The sequence below is a fragment of the Rahnella victoriana genome, assembly GCF_021276285.1.
Classification (GTDB): domain Bacteria; phylum Pseudomonadota; class Gammaproteobacteria; order Enterobacterales; family Enterobacteriaceae; genus Rahnella; species Rahnella victoriana.
In genome coordinates, this window is record NZ_CP089919.1 from 1,333,171 (window position 1) to 1,350,240 (window position 17,070).

Sequence of the window (17,070 nt, forward strand, 5' to 3'; positions counted from 1 at the left end):
GAAATAGTGTATACGTAAGCAAATGAACGAGATAAAAAAGGCTGATTAAGCAGCTTCTTTCTGATCGCGTACAGCAGCCAGAGTGCGAACCAATTTGCCTGCAGAGGCTTCTTTCATGGTTGCCATCAGGCGTGCGATTGCTTCTTCGTAAGTAGGCAGAGTTGCCAAGCGGTCGATTTGAGCCGCAGAGATAAACTCACCTTCAAAGGCCGCAGCTTTAACCTCAAATTTTGCATTCGCTTTAGCGAAATCTTTGAACAGACGGGCAGCAGCGCCTGGGTGTTCAGTAGAGAATGCAATCAAGGTTGGACCGACAAACGTGTCTTTCAGGCACTCAAACTGAGTACCTTCTACGACGCGACGCATCAAGGTGTTACGAACAACACGCATGTAAACGCCAGCTTCACGACCTGCTTTACGCAGTTCAGTCATTTTATCTACAGTTACGCCACGGGAATCCGCAACAACCGCAGACAGCGCGCCTTTGGCTACTTCGATGACTTCAGCAACAATCGCTTGTTTGTCTTGAAGATTTAATGCCATTAGCTTTTTGCTCCTGGATTTAGCCGGGGAAAATCCCCGGAACTCACATCACTTGTTATCGAGTATCGATATCAAGCGTTCAAACACGGTGAGCAGAGAATCCAGCAAAGACAAATCTTAATTCTTTATAAAAAAGACAAAGAAATATTTTCTTCAGGCTCTGTCACCGTCTACGCAGGAAGGATTAAGTCCCTTTCAGGACACCTGCGGTCTTGGACGGAGGTCTGGATAGGCCAGACTCCAACCGAAAATTCTTGGTTTCGCATTAACGAAACAACGGGCCATAGATTCTAGACAAATCTATCGCCCGCGTAAAGCGATAAACGTCAGCAGTTAATTAGTTAACTGTTGCGCTCAGGCCGCTTTGATCAACAGAAAGACCTGCGCCCATGGTAGTGGACAGGCTTACTTTCTTGATGAAAACGCCTTTAGCCTGAGAAGGCTTCGCTTTTTTCAGAGCGACCAACAGAGCTTCCAGGTTTTCTTTCAGCTTGTCGGATTCGAAATCAACCTTACCGATAGTGGTATGGATGATGCCGTTTTTGTCGTTACGGTAACGAACCTGACCCGCTTTAGCGTTCTTAACTGCTTCAGCAACGTTAGGAGTTACAGTACCCACTTTCGGGTTAGGCATCAGACCACGTGGGCCCAGTACCTGACCTAATTGGCCAACAACGCGCATTGCATCAGGAGATGCAATAACAACGTCGAAGTTCATTTCGCCTTTCTTGATCATGTCAGCCAGATCTTCCATACCTACCAGCTCAGCGCCTGCAGCTTTAGCAGCTTCAGCGTTTGCACCTTGGGTGAAGACGGCAACGCGAACAGAACGACCGGTGCCGTGTGGCAGTACGGTTGCGCCGCGAACGTTTTGATCAGATTTACGAGCGTCGATGCCGAGGTTAACAGCAACGTCAACGCTTTCTACGAATTTAGCAGTGGCCAGCTCTTTGAGCAGAGCAACGGCTTCGGTGATGTCATACTGTTTAGTAGCATCAACTTTGTCACGGATCACGCGCATGCGCTTGGTCAGCTTAGCCATTTATTAATCCTCCACTACCAGGCCCATGGAACGAGCAGTACCTTCGATGGAGCGAGTCATCGCTTCAACGTCAGAACCAGTCATGTCCGCAGCTTTGGTTTCTGCGATTTCACGAACCTGAGCACTCGTTACTTTACCCACTTTGTCTTTGTTCGGCTTGCCGGAACCAGACTTGATACCAGCCGCTTTCTTCAGCAGTACTGCTGCAGGAGGGGTTTTGGTAACAAAGGTGAAAGAACGGTCAGAGTAAACAGTAATAACAACAGGAATCGGTAAGCCTTTTTCCATGCTATCAGTTTTAGCATTGAACGCTTTACAGAATTCCATGATGTTCACGCCTTGCTGACCCAGAGCTGGACCAACTGGCGGACTTGGGTTTGCCATACCAGCTGCAACTTGCAGCTTAACGTAGGCTTGTACTTTCTTGGCCATGGTAAATATCCTCGTTTGGGTAATATCGCCTGTTTGAAGAGGCTCCCCGTTATTTACAGAACTTTGTTCTTTATCTTTTTATGTGCAGAGACCACACATAAAAACAAAAGGCGCGAAATTATAGTTCAATTTCGCGCCCTGTACAACATCTGTTCTAATGAATATTGAGAACGCTGTTGTTAGCCTTTTTCTACCTGACCGAAGTCCAGTTCAACCGGTGTTGCACGGCCAAAGATGGATACAGACACTTTCAGGCGGCTTTTTTCGTAATCAACTTCTTCGACCACACCATTGAAGTCCGCAAACGGACCGTCGTTAACACGCACCAGTTCGCCTGGTTCAAACAGTGTTTTAGGACGTGGCTTATCACCCACTTGTTGCAGGCGATTCATGATCGCATCAACTTCTTTATCGCTGATTGGTGCAGGACGATCTGACGTTCCGCCAATGAAGCCCATGACACGAGGAACGCTGCGAACTAAGTGCCAGCTGGCGTCATTCATCACCATTTGTACCAGCACATAACCCGGGAAGAATTTACGTTCACTTTTACGGCGTTGGCCACCACGGATCTCAACCACTTCTTCGGTTGGAACCATGACTTCACCAAACAGTTCTTCCATGTCATGTAATTTGATGTGCTCACGCAGCGATTGCGCTACGCGGCCTTCAAAGCCGGAAAACGCCTGAACGACGTACCAACGTTTTTTAGGTGCTTCAGACATTTAGAACCTCAAGCCAGTAATGAAAGATACCAGGCGGACTAAAATACCATCCAGCCCCCACAGAATCAGAGACATAACGGCAGTCACCGCAGCAACGATCAGTGTGGTATGCAATGTTTCCTGGCGCGTTGGCCAAATGACTTTACGTACTTCAGTACGCGCTTCGCGAGCAAACGCGACTGTCGCTTTGCCTTTAGTGGTCAATAATGCCACCGCACCTGCAATTGCGATAATAACTACTACGGCTAACGCGCGTAACGGCAGGCTGTATGCACGGTAATAGTAGTTACCGACAATAGCTACAACCAACAAAACGGCAACAACCAGCCACTTTACCGCTTCCAGGCCGCGCCCGCTCCCTTGAGCCTCGGTATTCGCACTCATAAACCAACCCGTCACAATGATTCAGAACAAACAACTTTGCCTCGCATTGCGAGGCAAACCAAACCGATCGATGCTCTACTAGAGCGCAATTCGGTGTTTTACGCTATATCTCAGAGCCTATCTCACCAGTGATTATGACGTAAAAATCGCTGATGAGATAGGTTCTCGCGCCACAGCGTAGAAAAAAGGGCATCGAATGATGCCCTTTTAGGGTGTATTGCGTCAACGAATAGTGACAAAAAATTATCAGCGATTAAGCGATAACTTTAGCAACAACACCAGCACCTACAGTACGGCCGCCTTCACGGATTGCGAAACGCAGACCGTCATCCATCGCGATTGGGTGGATCAAGGTAACAACCATTTTGATGTTGTCACCTGGCATTACCATTTCAACGCCTTCTGGCAGTTCGATGGTACCGGTCACGTCAGTTGTACGGAAGTAGAACTGTGGACGGTAGCCTTTGAAGAATGGAGTATGACGACCACCTTCATCTTTGCTCAGAATGTACACTTCAGATTCGAACTGGGTGTGTGGTTTGATTGAGCCTGGTTTAGCCAGAACCTGACCACGTTCAATATCTTCACGTTTGATACCACGCAGCAGAACACCAACGTTCTCACCAGCACGGCCTTCGTCCAGCAATTTGCGGAACATTTCAACGCCAGTACAAGTTGATTTAGCAGTATCTTTGATACCAACGATTTCAACTTCTTCGCCAACTTTAACGATACCGCGCTCTACACGACCGGTAACAACTGTACCACGGCCGGAGATGGAGAATACGTCTTCGATTGGCAGCAGGAATGGCTTGTCAATTGCGCGCTCTGGTTCTGGGATGTAGCTGTCCAGGAAACCGGCCAGTTCGATGATTTTTGCTTCGTACTCTGCGTCGCCTTCCAGTGCTTTCAGCGCTGAACCACGAACAACTGGAGTGTCATCGCCTGGGAAGTCATAAGTAGACAGAAGTTCACGAACTTCCATTTCTACCAGTTCCAGCAGCTCTTCGTCATCAACCATGTCACATTTGTTCAGGAACACGATGATGTAAGGAACGCCAACCTGGCGACCCAGCAGGATGTGCTCACGAGTCTGTGGCATAGGGCCATCAGTTGCAGCAACAACCAGGATAGCGCCGTCCATCTGAGCAGCACCGGTGATCATGTTTTTCACGTAGTCGGCGTGCCCTGGGCAGTCAACGTGCGCGTAGTGACGGCTTGGGGTGTCATATTCAACGTGAGAAGTGTTGATGGTGATACCACGAGCTTTTTCTTCTGGTGCGTTATCGATCTGGTCGAATGCGCGTGCAGAACCGCCGTAGGTTTTAGCCAGAACGGTAGTGATTGCTGCAGTCAGGGTAGTTTTACCGTGGTCAACGTGGCCGATAGTACCAACGTTAACGTGCGGTTTTGTACGTTCAAACTTTTCTTTAGACATCGATTGTCCCTCTAAGACACGGTTAAATCGGTGGTATCACCACATCAACCAAGCATTTGCTTGACGAATTAGTTTACAGAAAGAAAATCAGGAGGGAGAATTTGGAAGTGGTGCTGATAGGCAGATTCGAACTGCCGACCTCACCCTTACCAAGGGTGCGCTCTACCAACTGAGCTATATCAGCACATACTTGGAGCGGGCAGTGGGAATCGAACCCACATCATCAGCTTGGAAGGCTGAGGTAATAGCCATTATACGATGCCCGCATCCTGGAACTCGGCTACCTGATTTTTCTGAAGAACTCGAAGACGGGGAAAAGGACGTGAGACGCTTAATTCCTCACCTTCACTTGAAGCGACTCTTTCACTTCAAGCTGCCTCATTGCTAAGGCTTGTATGGTGGTGGGGGAAGGATTCGAACCTTCGAAGTCGATGACGGCAGATTTACAGTCTGCTCCCTTTGGCCGCTCGGGAACCCCACCTAATTGTTAAGTACTTGAATGGTGCCGGCACCAAGAGTCGAACTCGGGACCTACTGATTACAAGTCAGTTGCTCTACCAACTGAGCTATGCCGGCATCAAGTGCTGCGCATTCTATGGAGAGTTTACGGCCTATGCAACAAAAAAATTGCATGTTTTGCGCTATCGCTCATGTTTTATTCAAAAAGTAAGCATTTTCCCTTTCTTTGGGGTTTAAAGGCTCAAATTCTATTCAAAATCCCTGTGTCTTCGTGCCTGGCAATGGGCAGGGTGCTCTCTTTCCTTTCTGCCATTCATTGAAACACATCATTCGCAGAGCGCAATCCTGAGATTTATGCACCGCAAATGGGCTCTTGCTTCATTAATGAACATCAAAAGACATTTCTTTCCAGGTTGCGCCTGATTTTCCGACCAAAAATTCTGGCGCAGATATTGCAACCCCTCTGGCGAACACCCTGGTTTATCAAATGAAGGAGTGCGCAATGAAAATTGTCATGCTCAATGCTGCAACGTTACCTGTCTACAGAGATGAACTGGCGCAGTTGCTGGTAGATGCCAACAGTCAAGGTGCCTGCGTTGGCTTTCCACATATCACCGGGCATAAAGAGGCCGAAGACGCTTTTCATGACCTGCGCCCTGCACTATCTCAAAATGAGCGATTACTGTGGATTGCCAGAGATGAGCAGGGTGTTATCGGCACAGTCCAGCTTGACTTAGCCCATTCGTCAGATCAGTCCCATCAGGCGGAGGTCGTCACTCTGCTGGTCAGTTCCCGCGCCAAGCGACGTGGTGTAGGCCGTTTGTTGATGCGTGAGCTGGAAAATACCGCCCAAGAGTTGCGTTGCTCTGTATTGTCCTCAGATATGCAGTCCGGCTCAGAGGCAGAAGCCTTCTACCGCGCTCAGGGATACCGATGCGCTGAGCTCAGGCAGGACGCTGTCCGCTACAGCAGAAAAAATGATGTGGTCTATTACAAACAACTTTCGCCTTTCCCACACGCATCCCTACCCCTCTTTTAGTCCTTAAACAGTGTGGTGAGCGTTCACCGCACTGTTACAGGCACCCTGCGTTTACATCATTTTCTTAAAAAATTTTTAACTCAATCAAAGAAATCGATAAGTTATAAGAAAAAGATCTCCCCCAAAAATTAAGGTGTCTATAATATGCTGCTGGTTTACTGTCTGGAGTTGGCGTGATCGCCTTTCCTGACCTGCGCTAACAGGCAGACTTTAACTTATGAAAAAAAGAGACCCATCTTTGGCAACTCCTTATCTGCAATTCGATCGTGCGCAGTGGGCAGCCTTACGTGATTCAGTACCGCTCACGCTCAAAGAAGCGGAAGTGGTGAACCTGAAAGGCATAAACGAGGATTTATCCCTCGAGGAAGTTGCGCAAATCTATCTGCCGCTTTCGCGCCTTCTCAATTTTTACATCAGTTCTAACTTGCGCCGACAAGCCGTGCTGGAACAGTTCCTCGGTACAGATGGACAAAAAATCCCTTACGTCATTGGAATTGCGGGAAGTGTGGCGGTGGGTAAAAGTACCACTGCCCGTGTCCTTCAGGCATTGTTAAGCCGTTGGCCAGAGCATCGTTCCGTAGAACTGATTACCACTGATGGTTTCCTTTATCCCAACAAGACGCTCCAGGAGCGCGGGATAATGAAGAAAAAAGGATTCCCGCAGTCTTACGATATGCATCAACTGGTGAATTTCGTATCAGAAGTTAAGTCCGGGGCGAAACATGTGACAGCCCCTGTCTACTCACATCTGATCTACGATGTGATCCCTGATGGCAATAAAGTCATTGAGCAACCCGATATTCTGATCCTGGAAGGGTTGAATGTCTTACAAAGTGGTATGGATTATCCCCATGACCCGCACCATGTATTTGTTTCTGACTTTGTCGATTTCTCTATATACGTTGATGCGCCCGAAGACTTGTTACAAGGCTGGTATATTAATCGGTTCCTTAAATTCAGACAGGGTGCATTTTCAGATCCGGATTCTTATTTCCACCATTATGCAAAATTGCCTGAAGAAGAAGCAGTGAACATTGCAACGCAATTGTGGAATGAGATTAATGGATTGAATTTGAAAGAAAATATATTGCCAACGCGTGAACGAGCCAGCTTAATTCTAACCAAAAGTGCTAACCATGCAGTTGAAAGCGTTCGGTTAAGAAAATAAATAACTCACCTTAATTGAATAAAGGAGAGCAAACGCTCTCCTTTATTTTAATCAGACGCCGCGCAGTGAAATCTCACCACCAATATAAGGTTTTTGCACGCCATCCTGTTCAAGCAGCAGTGCTCCCTGAGCATCAATACCTCGCTCGATACCATGAATTTCCTGATCACCGATGAGTAATTTAACCGGGCGGTCGAGGAAGTTATCTAATCCCCGCCAGCGGGTAATAAATGGCGCCAATCCTTCCTGCTCGAAATGTAATAATGCTGACCGTAGTTCTTTCAGTAAGGTTGCGGTGAGTTCATTACGATCAATATTAACCCCCGCCTCCTGCAGATTTATCCATCCCTGATTGATCGTGTCTGTCGCGGGTTCTCGCATCTTAAGGTTGATTCCCGCACCAATAACCAGCTGTGCCGCATCTCCGGTTTTGCCGGTTAATTCAACCAGTATCCCCGCCAGCTTGCGGTCATTAAGATAAAGATCATTAGGCCATTTTACGCGTACATCTTTCGCACCCAGTCGCTGCAGAACTTCTGCCATTACAATGCCGATAACCAGGCTCAGCCCCATTGCTGCGGCAGGTCCCTGTTCCAGCTTCCAGTACATAGAAAGATAAAGATTACTGCCAAAAGGTGAGAACCACTTGCGCCCGCGACGTCCCCGACCCGCCTGTTGGTATTCTGCTACGCACGCATCCCCAGAACTTAATTCGCCAATTCGGTCCATAAGATACTGGTTAGTAGAATCGATAACGGGCAAAACCCTGACCTGACCTGCCGGGAGCAGTGCAAGGATCTTCTCTTCGTTGAGCAACTGGATAGGATATGGCAGGCTGTAACCTTTACCCGGAACAGTAAAGATATCAACGCCCCAGTCACGTACCGTCTGGATATGTTTATTAATCGCAGCACGGCTCATGCCCATGGCTGTACCTAACTGTTCGCCGGAATGAAATTCACCATCAGCTAAAATAGAAATCAACTGCAGAGGAACGGTAATATCTTTCATGACAGTGCTCCCACAGCGTTTACTTCACCATTACCTGCGATAAAACGAACTTCAGGTTCAAGCCAGATACCAAATTTTTCAGCAACAGCATCACGCACATATTTTGCCAATGCGCGTACATCTGCACTGCTTGCGTGATCTTTGTTAATCAGTACCAAAGCCTGTTTATCGTGAACGGCAGCCCCACCAATGGCAAAGCCTTTCAGACCGGCCTGTTCAACCAACCAACCGGCTGCCAGCTTTATTTGCCCGTTAGCCTGCGGATAAGAAGGCATAGTGGGATATACGCTGCTGATTTTCTCCGCTACCGATGCATCCACGGCAGGGTTCTTGTAGAAACTTCCGGCATTACCGGTAACGGCAGGATCTGGCAATTTGTTTTGTCGCATCGCGCAAACGGAATCAAAGATTTCACGGGGAGTGACAGTCTCTGGATCTAAGCGGCTCAGATCTCCATATGTTAATTTTGGTTGCCAGTGTTTTTTTAGCTTCAGACCTACAGAGATAATGGCATATCCGTCTTTATAGGCATGTTTAAATATGCTCTCGCGATAACCAAACTGGCATTCTGCAGATGTTAAACGGGTCACTTTCCCTGCCTGAAGATCCAAAACATCAACGTATTCACAAACGCTTTGTAGCTCGATTCCGTATGCACCAATATTTTGAATCGGGGCAGAACCTACACATCCCGGAATTAAAGCAAGATTCTCGAGACCTGCAATATTATGATCTAAGGTGTAACACACCAGATGGTGCCAGTTTTCACCCGCCCCGACATGCAGCAACCACTCATCAGCATTTTCAGTCAGACTGATCCCCTTGATCCGATTCAGGACTACTGACCCTGCAAAATCCTCAAGGAAAAGAACATTACTTCCTTCACCTAAAAGCAAAAATGGCTGCTGTTTTTCCTGCGCTGATTTCCATGCGGCAATCAGTTGTTCAACGTTTTGAGCATGAATAATTTCAGCCGCATCAGCCGCCAGAGAAAATGTATTCAGGGATTGAAGAGAAGTACCGCCAGTCGACATAACAATATTACTCATGAGTGACTTATTTAGGCTTAGTTTAACCGATTCGATATCCGGTTACGTAGCGTTTTACAGGGTGGGCGAAATAGCTGATGTGAGAATGGGATGAATAATATACATGCTGCCTCAAATTCCCCATAGCCAAAAGCCCCACACTTTCGTGCGGGGCTTTTGGCTTTATTTGATGCCTGGCAGTTCCCTACTCTCGCATGGGGAGACCCCACACTACCATCGGCGCTACGGCGTTTCACTTCTGAGTTCGGCATGGGGTCAGGTGGGACCACCGCGCTACTGCCGCCAGGCAAATTCTGTTTCATTCATACCGCATCGTGTCATGAGTTCTCACCACACACCGCCATACGAACCAATCTCGGAACAATCAGCTGAAAATCTACTTCAAAGTCTCTGCTAAAACACCTTTGGTGTTGTAAGGTTAAGCCTCTCGGGTCATTAGTACTGGTTAGCTCAATGCATCGCTGCACTTACACACCCAGCCTATCAACGTCTTAGTCTTAAACGTCCCTTCAGGTGGCTTAAAGCCACAGGGAAGACTCATCTCGAGGCAAGTTTCGCGCTTAGATGCTTTCAGCGCTTATCTTTTCCGCATTTAGCTACCGGGCAATGCCATTGGCATGACAACCCGAACACCAGTGATGCGTCCACTCCGGTCCTCTCGTACTAGGAGCAGCCCCTCTCAATCTTCCAACGCCCACGGCAGATAGGGACCGAACTGTCTCACGACGTTCTAAACCCAGCTCGCGTACCACTTTAAATGGCGAACAGCCATACCCTTGGGACCTACTTCAGCCCCAGGATGTGATGAGCCGACATCGAGGTGCCAAACACCGCCGTCGATATGAACTCTTGGGCGGTATCAGCCTGTTATCCCCGGAGTACCTTTTATCCGTTGAGCGATGGCCCTTCCATTCAGAACCACCGGATCACTATGACCTACTTTCGTACCTGCTCGAGCCGTCACTCTCGCAGTCAAGCTAGCTTATGCCATTGCACTAACCTCACGATGTCCGACCGTGATTAGCTAACCTTCGTGCTCCTCCGTTACTCTTTAGGAGGAGACCGCCCCAGTCAAACTACCCACCAGACACTGTCCTCACCCCAGATTATGGGGCCGAGTTAGAACATCAAACATTAAAGGGTGGTATTTCAAGGTTGGCTCCACGCAGACTGGCGTCCACGCTTCAAAGCCTCCCACCTATCCTACACATCAAGGCTCAATGTTCAGTGTCAAGCTATAGTAAAGGTTCACGGGGTCTTTCCGTCTTGCCGCGGGTACACTGCATCTTCACAGCGAGTTCAATTTCACTGAGTCTCGGTGGAGACAGCCTGGCCATCATTACGCCATTCGTGCAGGTCGGAACTTACCCGACAAGGAATTTCGCTACCTTAGGACCGTTATAGTTACGGCCGCCGTTTACCGGGGCTTCGATCAAGAGCTTCTCCTTACGGATAACCCCATCAATTAACCTTCCGGCACCGGGCAGGCGTCACACCGTATACGTCCACTTTCGTGTTTGCACAGTGCTGTGTTTTTATTAAACAGTTGCAGCCAGCTGGTATCTTCGACTGGCTTCAGCTCCGGGAGCAAGTCCCTTCACCTACGCGCCAGCGTGCCTTCTCCCGAAGTTACGGCACCATTTTGCCTAGTTCCTTCACCCGAGTTCTCTCAAGCGCCTGAGTATTCTCTACCTGACCACCTGTGTCGGTTTGGGGTACGATTTCGTGTTACCTGGAGCTTAGAGGCTTTTCCTGGAAGCTTGGCATCAACTACTTCACCACCGTAGTGGCTCGTTATCACGCCTCAGGGTTAAAGTAATCCGGATTTACCAGGACTACACCCCTACACGCTTGAACCGGGACAACCGTCGCCCGGCTAGCCTAGCCTTCTCCGTCCCCCCTTCGCAGTAACACCAAGTGCTGGAATATTAACCAGCTTCCCATCGACTACGCTTTTCAGCCTCGCCTTAGGGGTCGACTCACCCTGCCCCGATTAACGTTGGACAGGAACCCTTGGTCTTCCGGCGTGCGGGTTTTTCACCCGCATTATCGTTACTTATGTCAGCATTCGCACTTCTGATACCTCCAGCAAACCTCACAGTTCACCTTCGACGGCTTACAGAACGCTCCCCTACCCAACAACGCATAAGCGTCGCTGCCGCAGCTTCGGTGCATGGTTTAGCCCCGTTACATCTTCCGCGCAGGCCGACTCGACCAGTGAGCTATTACGCTTTCTTTAAATGATGGCTGCTTCTAAGCCAACATCCTGGCTGTCTATGCCTTCCCACATCGTTTCCCACTTAACCATGACTTTGGGACCTTAGCTGGCGGTCTGGGTTGTTTCCCTCTTCACGACGGACGTTAGCACCCGCCGTGTGTCTCCCGTGATAACATTCTTCGGTATTCGTAGTTTGCATCGAGTTGGTAAGCCGGGATGGCCCCCTAGTCGAAACAGTGCTCTACCCCCGAAGATGAGTTCACGAGGCGCTACCTAAATAGCTTTCGGGGAGAACCAGCTATCTCCCGGTTTGATTGGCCTTTCACCCCCAGCCACAAGTCATCCGCTAATTTTTCAACATTAGTCGGTTCGGTCCTCCAGTTAGTGTTACCCAACCTTCAACCTGCCCATGGCTAGATCACCGGGTTTCGGGTCTATACCTTGCAACTTGACGCCCAGTTAAGACTCGGTTTCCCTACGGCTCCCCTATACGGTTAACCTTGCTACAAAATATAAGTCGCTGACCCATTATACAAAAGGTACGCAGTCACCCAACAAAGTAGGCTCCCACTGCTTGTACGTACACGGTTTCAGGTTCTATTTCACTCCCCTCGCCGGGGTTCTTTTCGCCTTTCCCTCACGGTACTGGTTCACTATCGGTCAGTCAGGAGTATTTAGCCTTGGAGGATGGTCCCCCCATATTCAGACAGGATGTCACGTGTCCCGCCCTACTCATCGAACTCACAACGTATGCATTTTTGTGTACGGGACTATCACCCTATACTGTGCGACTTTCCAGACGCTTCCACTAACACATACCCTGATTCAGGTTCTGGGCTCTTCCCCGTTCGCTCGCCGCTACTGGGGGAATCTCGGTTGATTTCTTTCCTCGGGTACTTAGATGTTTCAGTTCCCCCGGTTCGCCTCATTACACTATGTATTCATGTAATGATAATGTGTCGAAACACACTGGGTTTCCCCATTCGGGTATCGTCGGGTATAACGGTTCATATCACCTTACCGACGCTTTTCGCAGATTAGCACGCCCTTCATCGCCTCTGACTGCCTAGGCATCCACCGTGTACGCTTAGTCGCTTAACCTCACAACCCGAAGGTGTCTTAAAGACAACATCGCGCTGCGATTATTTGAGAGACTCTGTTACAGACTAATCCATCACTCAGTACTTCTACGGAGAGTGATGTTCAGCTGTAAACTTTCAATTTTCAGCTTGTTCCAGATTGTTAAAGAGCAATATCTTAAACACGACTCATTAAAGTCATCTTTAAGTTATTTTCTGTTCATAAAAGAACAGTTGATAATGTCTTTCACACATTATCGGAATGGCGTCCCCAAGGGGATTCGAACCCCTGTTACAGCCGTGAAAGGGCAGTGTCCTAGGCCTCTAGACGATGGGGACACGAAAATTCCGTACCAGACCACATACATGGTTTGGCACTTTTCGTATCAGCGTAAGGTTGCCCTCACTGCATCAACAGGTGCTCTTGCTCATTAATTTCATCAGACAATCTGTGTGGACACTGCACAATGCGTATCTTTAGGTAAGGAGGTGATCCAACCGCAGGTTCCCCTACGGTTACCTTGTTACGACTTCACCCCAGTCATGAATCACAAAGTGGTAAGCGCCCTCCCGAAGGTTAAGCTACCTACTTCTTTTGCAACCCACTCCCATGGTGTGACGGGCGGTGTGTACAAGGCCCGGGAACGTATTCACCGTAGCATTCTGATCTACGATTACTAGCGATTCCGACTTCATGGAGTCGAGTTGCAGACTCCAATCCGGACTACGACATACTTTATGAGGTCCGCTTGCTCTCGCGAGTTTGCTTCTCTTTGTATATGCCATTGTAGCACGTGTGTAGCCCTACTCGTAAGGGCCATGATGACTTGACGTCATCCCCACCTTCCTCCGGTTTATCACCGGCAGTCTCCTTTGAGTTCCCGACATTACTCGCTGGCAACAAAGGATAAGGGTTGCGCTCGTTGCGGGACTTAACCCAACATTTCACAACACGAGCTGACGACAGCCATGCAGCACCTGTCTCAGAGTTCCCGAAGGCACTAAGCTATCTCTAGCGAATTCTCTGGATGTCAAGAGTAGGTAAGGTTCTTCGCGTTGCATCGAATTAAACCACATGCTCCACCGCTTGTGCGGGCCCCCGTCAATTCATTTGAGTTTTAACCTTGCGGCCGTACTCCCCAGGCGGTCGACTTAACGCGTTAGCTCCGGAAGCCACGCCTCAAGGGCACAACCTCCAAGTCGACATCGTTTACAGCGTGGACTACCAGGGTATCTAATCCTGTTTGCTCCCCACGCTTTCGCACCTGAGCGTCAGTCTTTGTCCAGGGGGCCGCCTTCGCCACCGGTATTCCTCCAGATCTCTACGCATTTCACCGCTACACCTGGAATTCTACCCCCCTCTACAAGACTCTAGCTTGCCAGTTTCAAATGCAGTTCCCAAGTTAAGCTCGGGGATTTCACATCTGACTTAACAAACCGCCTGCGTGCGCTTTACGCCCAGTAATTCCGATTAACGCTTGCACCCTCCGTATTACCGCGGCTGCTGGCACGGAGTTAGCCGGTGCTTCTTCTGCGAGTAACGTCAATGTTCAGTGCTATTAACACTGAACCCTTCCTCCTCGCTGAAAGTGCTTTACAACCCTAAGGCCTTCTTCACACACGCGGCATGGCTGCATCAGGCTTGCGCCCATTGTGCAATATTCCCCACTGCTGCCTCCCGTAGGAGTCTGGACCGTGTCTCAGTTCCAGTGTGGCTGGTCATCCTCTCAGACCAGCTAGGGATCGTCGCCTAGGTGAGCCATTACCTCACCTACTAGCTAATCCCATCTGGGCACATCCGATGGCGTGAGGCCCGAAGGTCCCCCACTTTGCTCTTGCGAGGTCATGCGGTATTAGCTACCGTTTCCAGTAGTTATCCCCCTCCATCAGGCAGTTTCCCAGACATTACTCACCCGTCCGCCGCTCGCCGGCAAAGTAGCAAGCTACTTCCCGCTGCCGCTCGACTTGCATGTGTTAGGCCTGCCGCCAGCGTTCAATCTGAGCCATGATCAAACTCTTCAATTAAAAGTTCGATTTGCTTCAACAAGTGAAGCGATGCTCAGAGATTACTTCGTAATAATTCAACTAAATGAATTACTGCTTGGTCACTCTAAGACTTGATATTTTTTGCCACCGAAGTGGCTGATATCGTCTTGTGAGTGCCCACACAGATTGTCTGATAAATTGTTAAAGAGCGTACGTTGCGAGACTTAACTCAGCAACGTGGGAGGCAGATAATACTCTTTCTCCCTGAAGAGTCAACCATTTTCTTTTACAAGATGCGGTGTTTTCACCGGGTTGATTCTTCCTGACTGGGCGACTTGGTTCTCGTTAGAGGAGTCGTTGTTCCCGGTCAGTGGAGGCGCATTATAGGGAGTTCTCAGAAGGCCGCAACCCCTAATTTCAAAAAACTTTCTGAATGCTTTCTTTTTGGTCTAAACGACTATTTAGCCCGCATTAGTGCGATTTTTTATACGATATTTGCCCAAAATCTTCAGCGAATTTAGCCACCTGCTGCCAGTCGGTATATTCGACTTCTTTACGGGTATCCGTTTCACCGCCGGTCATACGCATAATAAGTTGGATCATCACCTTGTCGAACCAGCGATAGCGCGGATAACGTAATGCGCCGGCGAAGACACCACACATTGCCGGCTCCCACGGTGACGCCAGCAGGAACTTACGCACATAGGCATTCGTCTGCGGCGTACGTTTCTCGGGTTTACGCGCAGTGAGGTTAACGCCGAAAAATGCCGAAGGCATGTGGTTAAGGATACCGGCATGCTTTTTAACGAATTTATCCAGCACCGGATTAAAATGACCGTAACGTATAGAGGCACCGATCATGACCTGGTCATAGCTTTTCAGATCGACGCGCTCTGCATGAGCCAGATCGACCACATCGCAGCTGCACTTCTCTTTCAGCTCATTCGCTATATAAGAAGCGATAGCATGCGTTTGTCCGTCACGACTTGAATAGAGTATCAACGCTTTCATACTGGTTTCCCTTTCCTAAACTCATTCCCGCCAGAACGTCGGCGTGAACAGCACTAATAATGTGAAGACTTCCAGACGACCAAATAACATGGTGACGATCAGGATCCATTTCGCCACCGAATTCATCGAAGCAAAGTTATCCGCCACGACCCCCAGGCCCGGCCCGAGGTTATTGAGTGTCGCGGTCACGGCGGCAAAAGCGGAGAAGTTATCCACGCCGGTCGCCACAATCGCCAGCATACTGACAATAAACACCAGCGCGTAAGCGGAGAAGAAACCCCACACCGCTTCAATAATACGTTCCGGCAATGCGCGGTTACCCAATTTAATGGTGTAAACCGCATTCGGGTGAACCAGCCTTTTCAGCTCGCGTGAGCCCTGTAAGTAAAGCAACAGGATGCGGATCACTTTCAGGCCGCCACCGGTAGAACCGGCACAACCCCCGATAAAGGCAGAACATAATAGAAGAAGAGGCAGGAACAGCGGCCATTTGGAAATACTGTCCGTGGTATATCCCGCCGTGGTAGCCATGGAAACCACCTGGAAGAATGCCTGATTCAGCGTTTCCAGCCCTGAGCCGTAGGTATTGTGGATCCAGAGAATCACCGTACAGATGATCACCAGCGTGAACTGCACGCCGATAAACATACGGAATTCCGGGTCACGCCAGTACACCTTGAGATTTCGCCCGCTCAGCACCGCAAAGTGCAGACCATAGTTACAACCGGAGATCAGCAGGAAAACCGCCACAATGGTATTGATGGTTCCGCTGTGGAAATACCCGATGCTGGCGTCGTGCGTCGAGAAGCCGCCGATGGCGATAGTTGAGAAACTGTGGCTAATCGCATCAAAGACCGGCATGCCTGCGCCCCATAAGGACAGCGCACAGGCAATGGTCAGCAGCACATAAATAAGCCACAGCGTTTTGGCGGTTTCAGCGATTCGCGGGCGCATCTTGTTATCTTTCAGCGGCCCCGGCATTTCGGCACGATACAACTGCATCCCACCGACACCGAGTATGGGCAGAATCGCCACCGCGAGCACAATGATCCCCATCCCGCCGAACCACTGCAGCATCTGCCGGTAGAACAGGATGGCTTTCGGTAACGAATCCAGCCCGACCAGCGTAGTGGCGCCCGTGGTCGTCAGACCGGAGAAGGATTCAAAGAAAGCATCGGTAAGGGAAAGATTTGGCCGCTCGGAAAAAAGAAAAGGCAGTGCCCCGACGCTGCCCAGCACCGTCCAGAACAGCACCACGATCAGGAAACCTTCCCGTGGCTTAAGCTCACTTTTTTGCTTCCGGTTTGGCAGCCAGAGCAGCAGGCCGATCACCAGCGCCACGAAGAAGGTCTGACTGAACGCACGCCCCGCACCATCGCGGTAAATTAAAGCGACCAGGCCGGGAATAATCATCGTTCCCGAGAAAAGGATGACGAGCACCCCCACAATGCGTGTTATGGCACGAAAATGCATGCTGGTGCGTTCC

At 49.4% G+C, this 17,070-nt stretch carries 12 protein-coding genes, 5 tRNA genes and 3 rRNA genes; 2 read left to right on the forward strand and 18 right to left on the reverse strand.

The features are described from left to right. Positions 1-45: 45 nt before the first annotated feature. From rplJ to J9880_RS06205, 10 genes are all read right to left on the reverse strand, one after another. Positions 46-543, reverse strand: a complete 498-nt coding sequence (gene rplJ, locus J9880_RS06160) for a 50S ribosomal protein L10 (protein ID WP_013577411.1) — start codon at positions 541-543, stop codon at positions 46-48. Positions 544-880: 337 nt separating this feature from the next. After that, positions 881-1,585 (reverse strand): 50S ribosomal protein L1, encoded by a 705-nt coding sequence (gene rplA / locus J9880_RS06165; RefSeq protein ID WP_095924284.1) that lies wholly within the window; start codon positions 1,583-1,585, stop codon positions 881-883. Between the two features lie 3 nt (positions 1,586-1,588). Beyond that, positions 1,589-2,017, reverse strand: a complete 429-nt coding sequence (rplK, locus tag J9880_RS06170) for a 50S ribosomal protein L11 (RefSeq protein WP_013577413.1) — start codon at positions 2,015-2,017, stop codon at positions 1,589-1,591. A 179-nt stretch (positions 2,018-2,196) separates the two neighbouring features. Beyond that, positions 2,197-2,742, reverse strand: a complete 546-nt coding sequence (gene nusG / locus J9880_RS06175; RefSeq protein WP_009639145.1) for a transcription termination/antitermination protein NusG — start codon at positions 2,740-2,742, stop codon at positions 2,197-2,199. Then, positions 2,743-3,126 (reverse strand): preprotein translocase subunit SecE, encoded by a 384-nt coding sequence (gene secE, locus J9880_RS06180; RefSeq protein WP_034794996.1) that lies wholly within the window; start codon positions 3,124-3,126, stop codon positions 2,743-2,745. A 253-nt stretch (positions 3,127-3,379) separates the two neighbouring features. Further along, a complete protein-coding gene (tuf, locus tag J9880_RS06185; RefSeq protein ID WP_095924283.1) occupies positions 3,380-4,564 on the reverse strand; it encodes an elongation factor Tu in 1,185 nt (394 codons plus the stop codon). Between the two features lie 108 nt (positions 4,565-4,672). Next, positions 4,673-4,748: transfer RNA gene (locus tag J9880_RS06190), tRNA-Thr, on the reverse strand. Between the two features lie 7 nt (positions 4,749-4,755). Beyond that, positions 4,756-4,830, reverse strand: a tRNA-Gly gene (locus tag J9880_RS06195). A gap of 130 nt (positions 4,831-4,960) precedes the next feature. Beyond that, positions 4,961-5,045: transfer RNA gene (locus J9880_RS06200), tRNA-Tyr, on the reverse strand. Positions 5,046-5,064: 19 nt separating this feature from the next. Then, positions 5,065-5,140 (reverse strand) — tRNA-Thr (locus tag J9880_RS06205). A gap of 385 nt (positions 5,141-5,525) precedes the next feature. Here J9880_RS06205 and J9880_RS06210 point away from each other — a divergent pair. After that, entirely contained in the window at positions 5,526-6,062 is a 537-nt protein-coding gene (locus J9880_RS06210; RefSeq protein WP_119825256.1) for a GNAT family N-acetyltransferase, read from the forward strand. A gap of 217 nt (positions 6,063-6,279) precedes the next feature. Next, entirely contained in the window at positions 6,280-7,230 is a 951-nt protein-coding gene (coaA, locus tag J9880_RS06215) for a type I pantothenate kinase (RefSeq protein WP_095924281.1), read from the forward strand. Between the two features lie 51 nt (positions 7,231-7,281). Here the strand turns inward: coaA and birA are convergent, their stop codons facing one another. The 8 genes from birA to trkH all read right to left on the reverse strand — a co-directional run bounded on the left by birA (position 7,282) and on the right by trkH (position 17,057). After that, positions 7,282-8,241 (reverse strand): bifunctional biotin--[acetyl-CoA-carboxylase] ligase/biotin operon repressor BirA, encoded by a 960-nt coding sequence (gene birA / locus J9880_RS06220; protein WP_232770221.1) that lies wholly within the window; start codon positions 8,239-8,241, stop codon positions 7,282-7,284. Then, positions 8,238-9,275, reverse strand: a complete 1,038-nt coding sequence (murB, locus tag J9880_RS06225) for a UDP-N-acetylmuramate dehydrogenase (protein ID WP_095925256.1) — start codon at positions 9,273-9,275, stop codon at positions 8,238-8,240. Before murB ends, birA begins: the two co-directional genes overlap by 4 nt. Before the next feature lie 186 nt (positions 9,276-9,461). Continuing rightward, positions 9,462-9,577: ribosomal RNA gene (rrf, locus tag J9880_RS06230) — 5S ribosomal RNA — on the reverse strand. A gap of 127 nt (positions 9,578-9,704) precedes the next feature. Further along, positions 9,705-12,609, reverse strand: a 23S ribosomal RNA gene (locus J9880_RS06235). Between the two features lie 241 nt (positions 12,610-12,850). Next, positions 12,851-12,926: transfer RNA gene (locus J9880_RS06240), tRNA-Glu, on the reverse strand. Positions 12,927-13,069: 143 nt separating this feature from the next. Beyond that, positions 13,070-14,612 (reverse strand): 16S ribosomal RNA (locus J9880_RS06245). Together the 16S, 23S and 5S rRNA genes with 1 tRNA gene alongside form the textbook arrangement of a ribosomal RNA operon. Before the next feature lie 432 nt (positions 14,613-15,044). Then, entirely contained in the window at positions 15,045-15,584 is a 540-nt protein-coding gene (gene hemG, locus J9880_RS06250; protein ID WP_119825654.1) for a menaquinone-dependent protoporphyrinogen IX dehydrogenase, read from the reverse strand. A 21-nt stretch (positions 15,585-15,605) separates the two neighbouring features. Next, a complete protein-coding gene (gene trkH, locus J9880_RS06255; protein ID WP_095924278.1) occupies positions 15,606-17,057 on the reverse strand; it encodes a Trk system potassium transporter TrkH in 1,452 nt (483 codons plus the stop codon). Positions 17,058-17,070 lie beyond the last annotated feature (13 nt).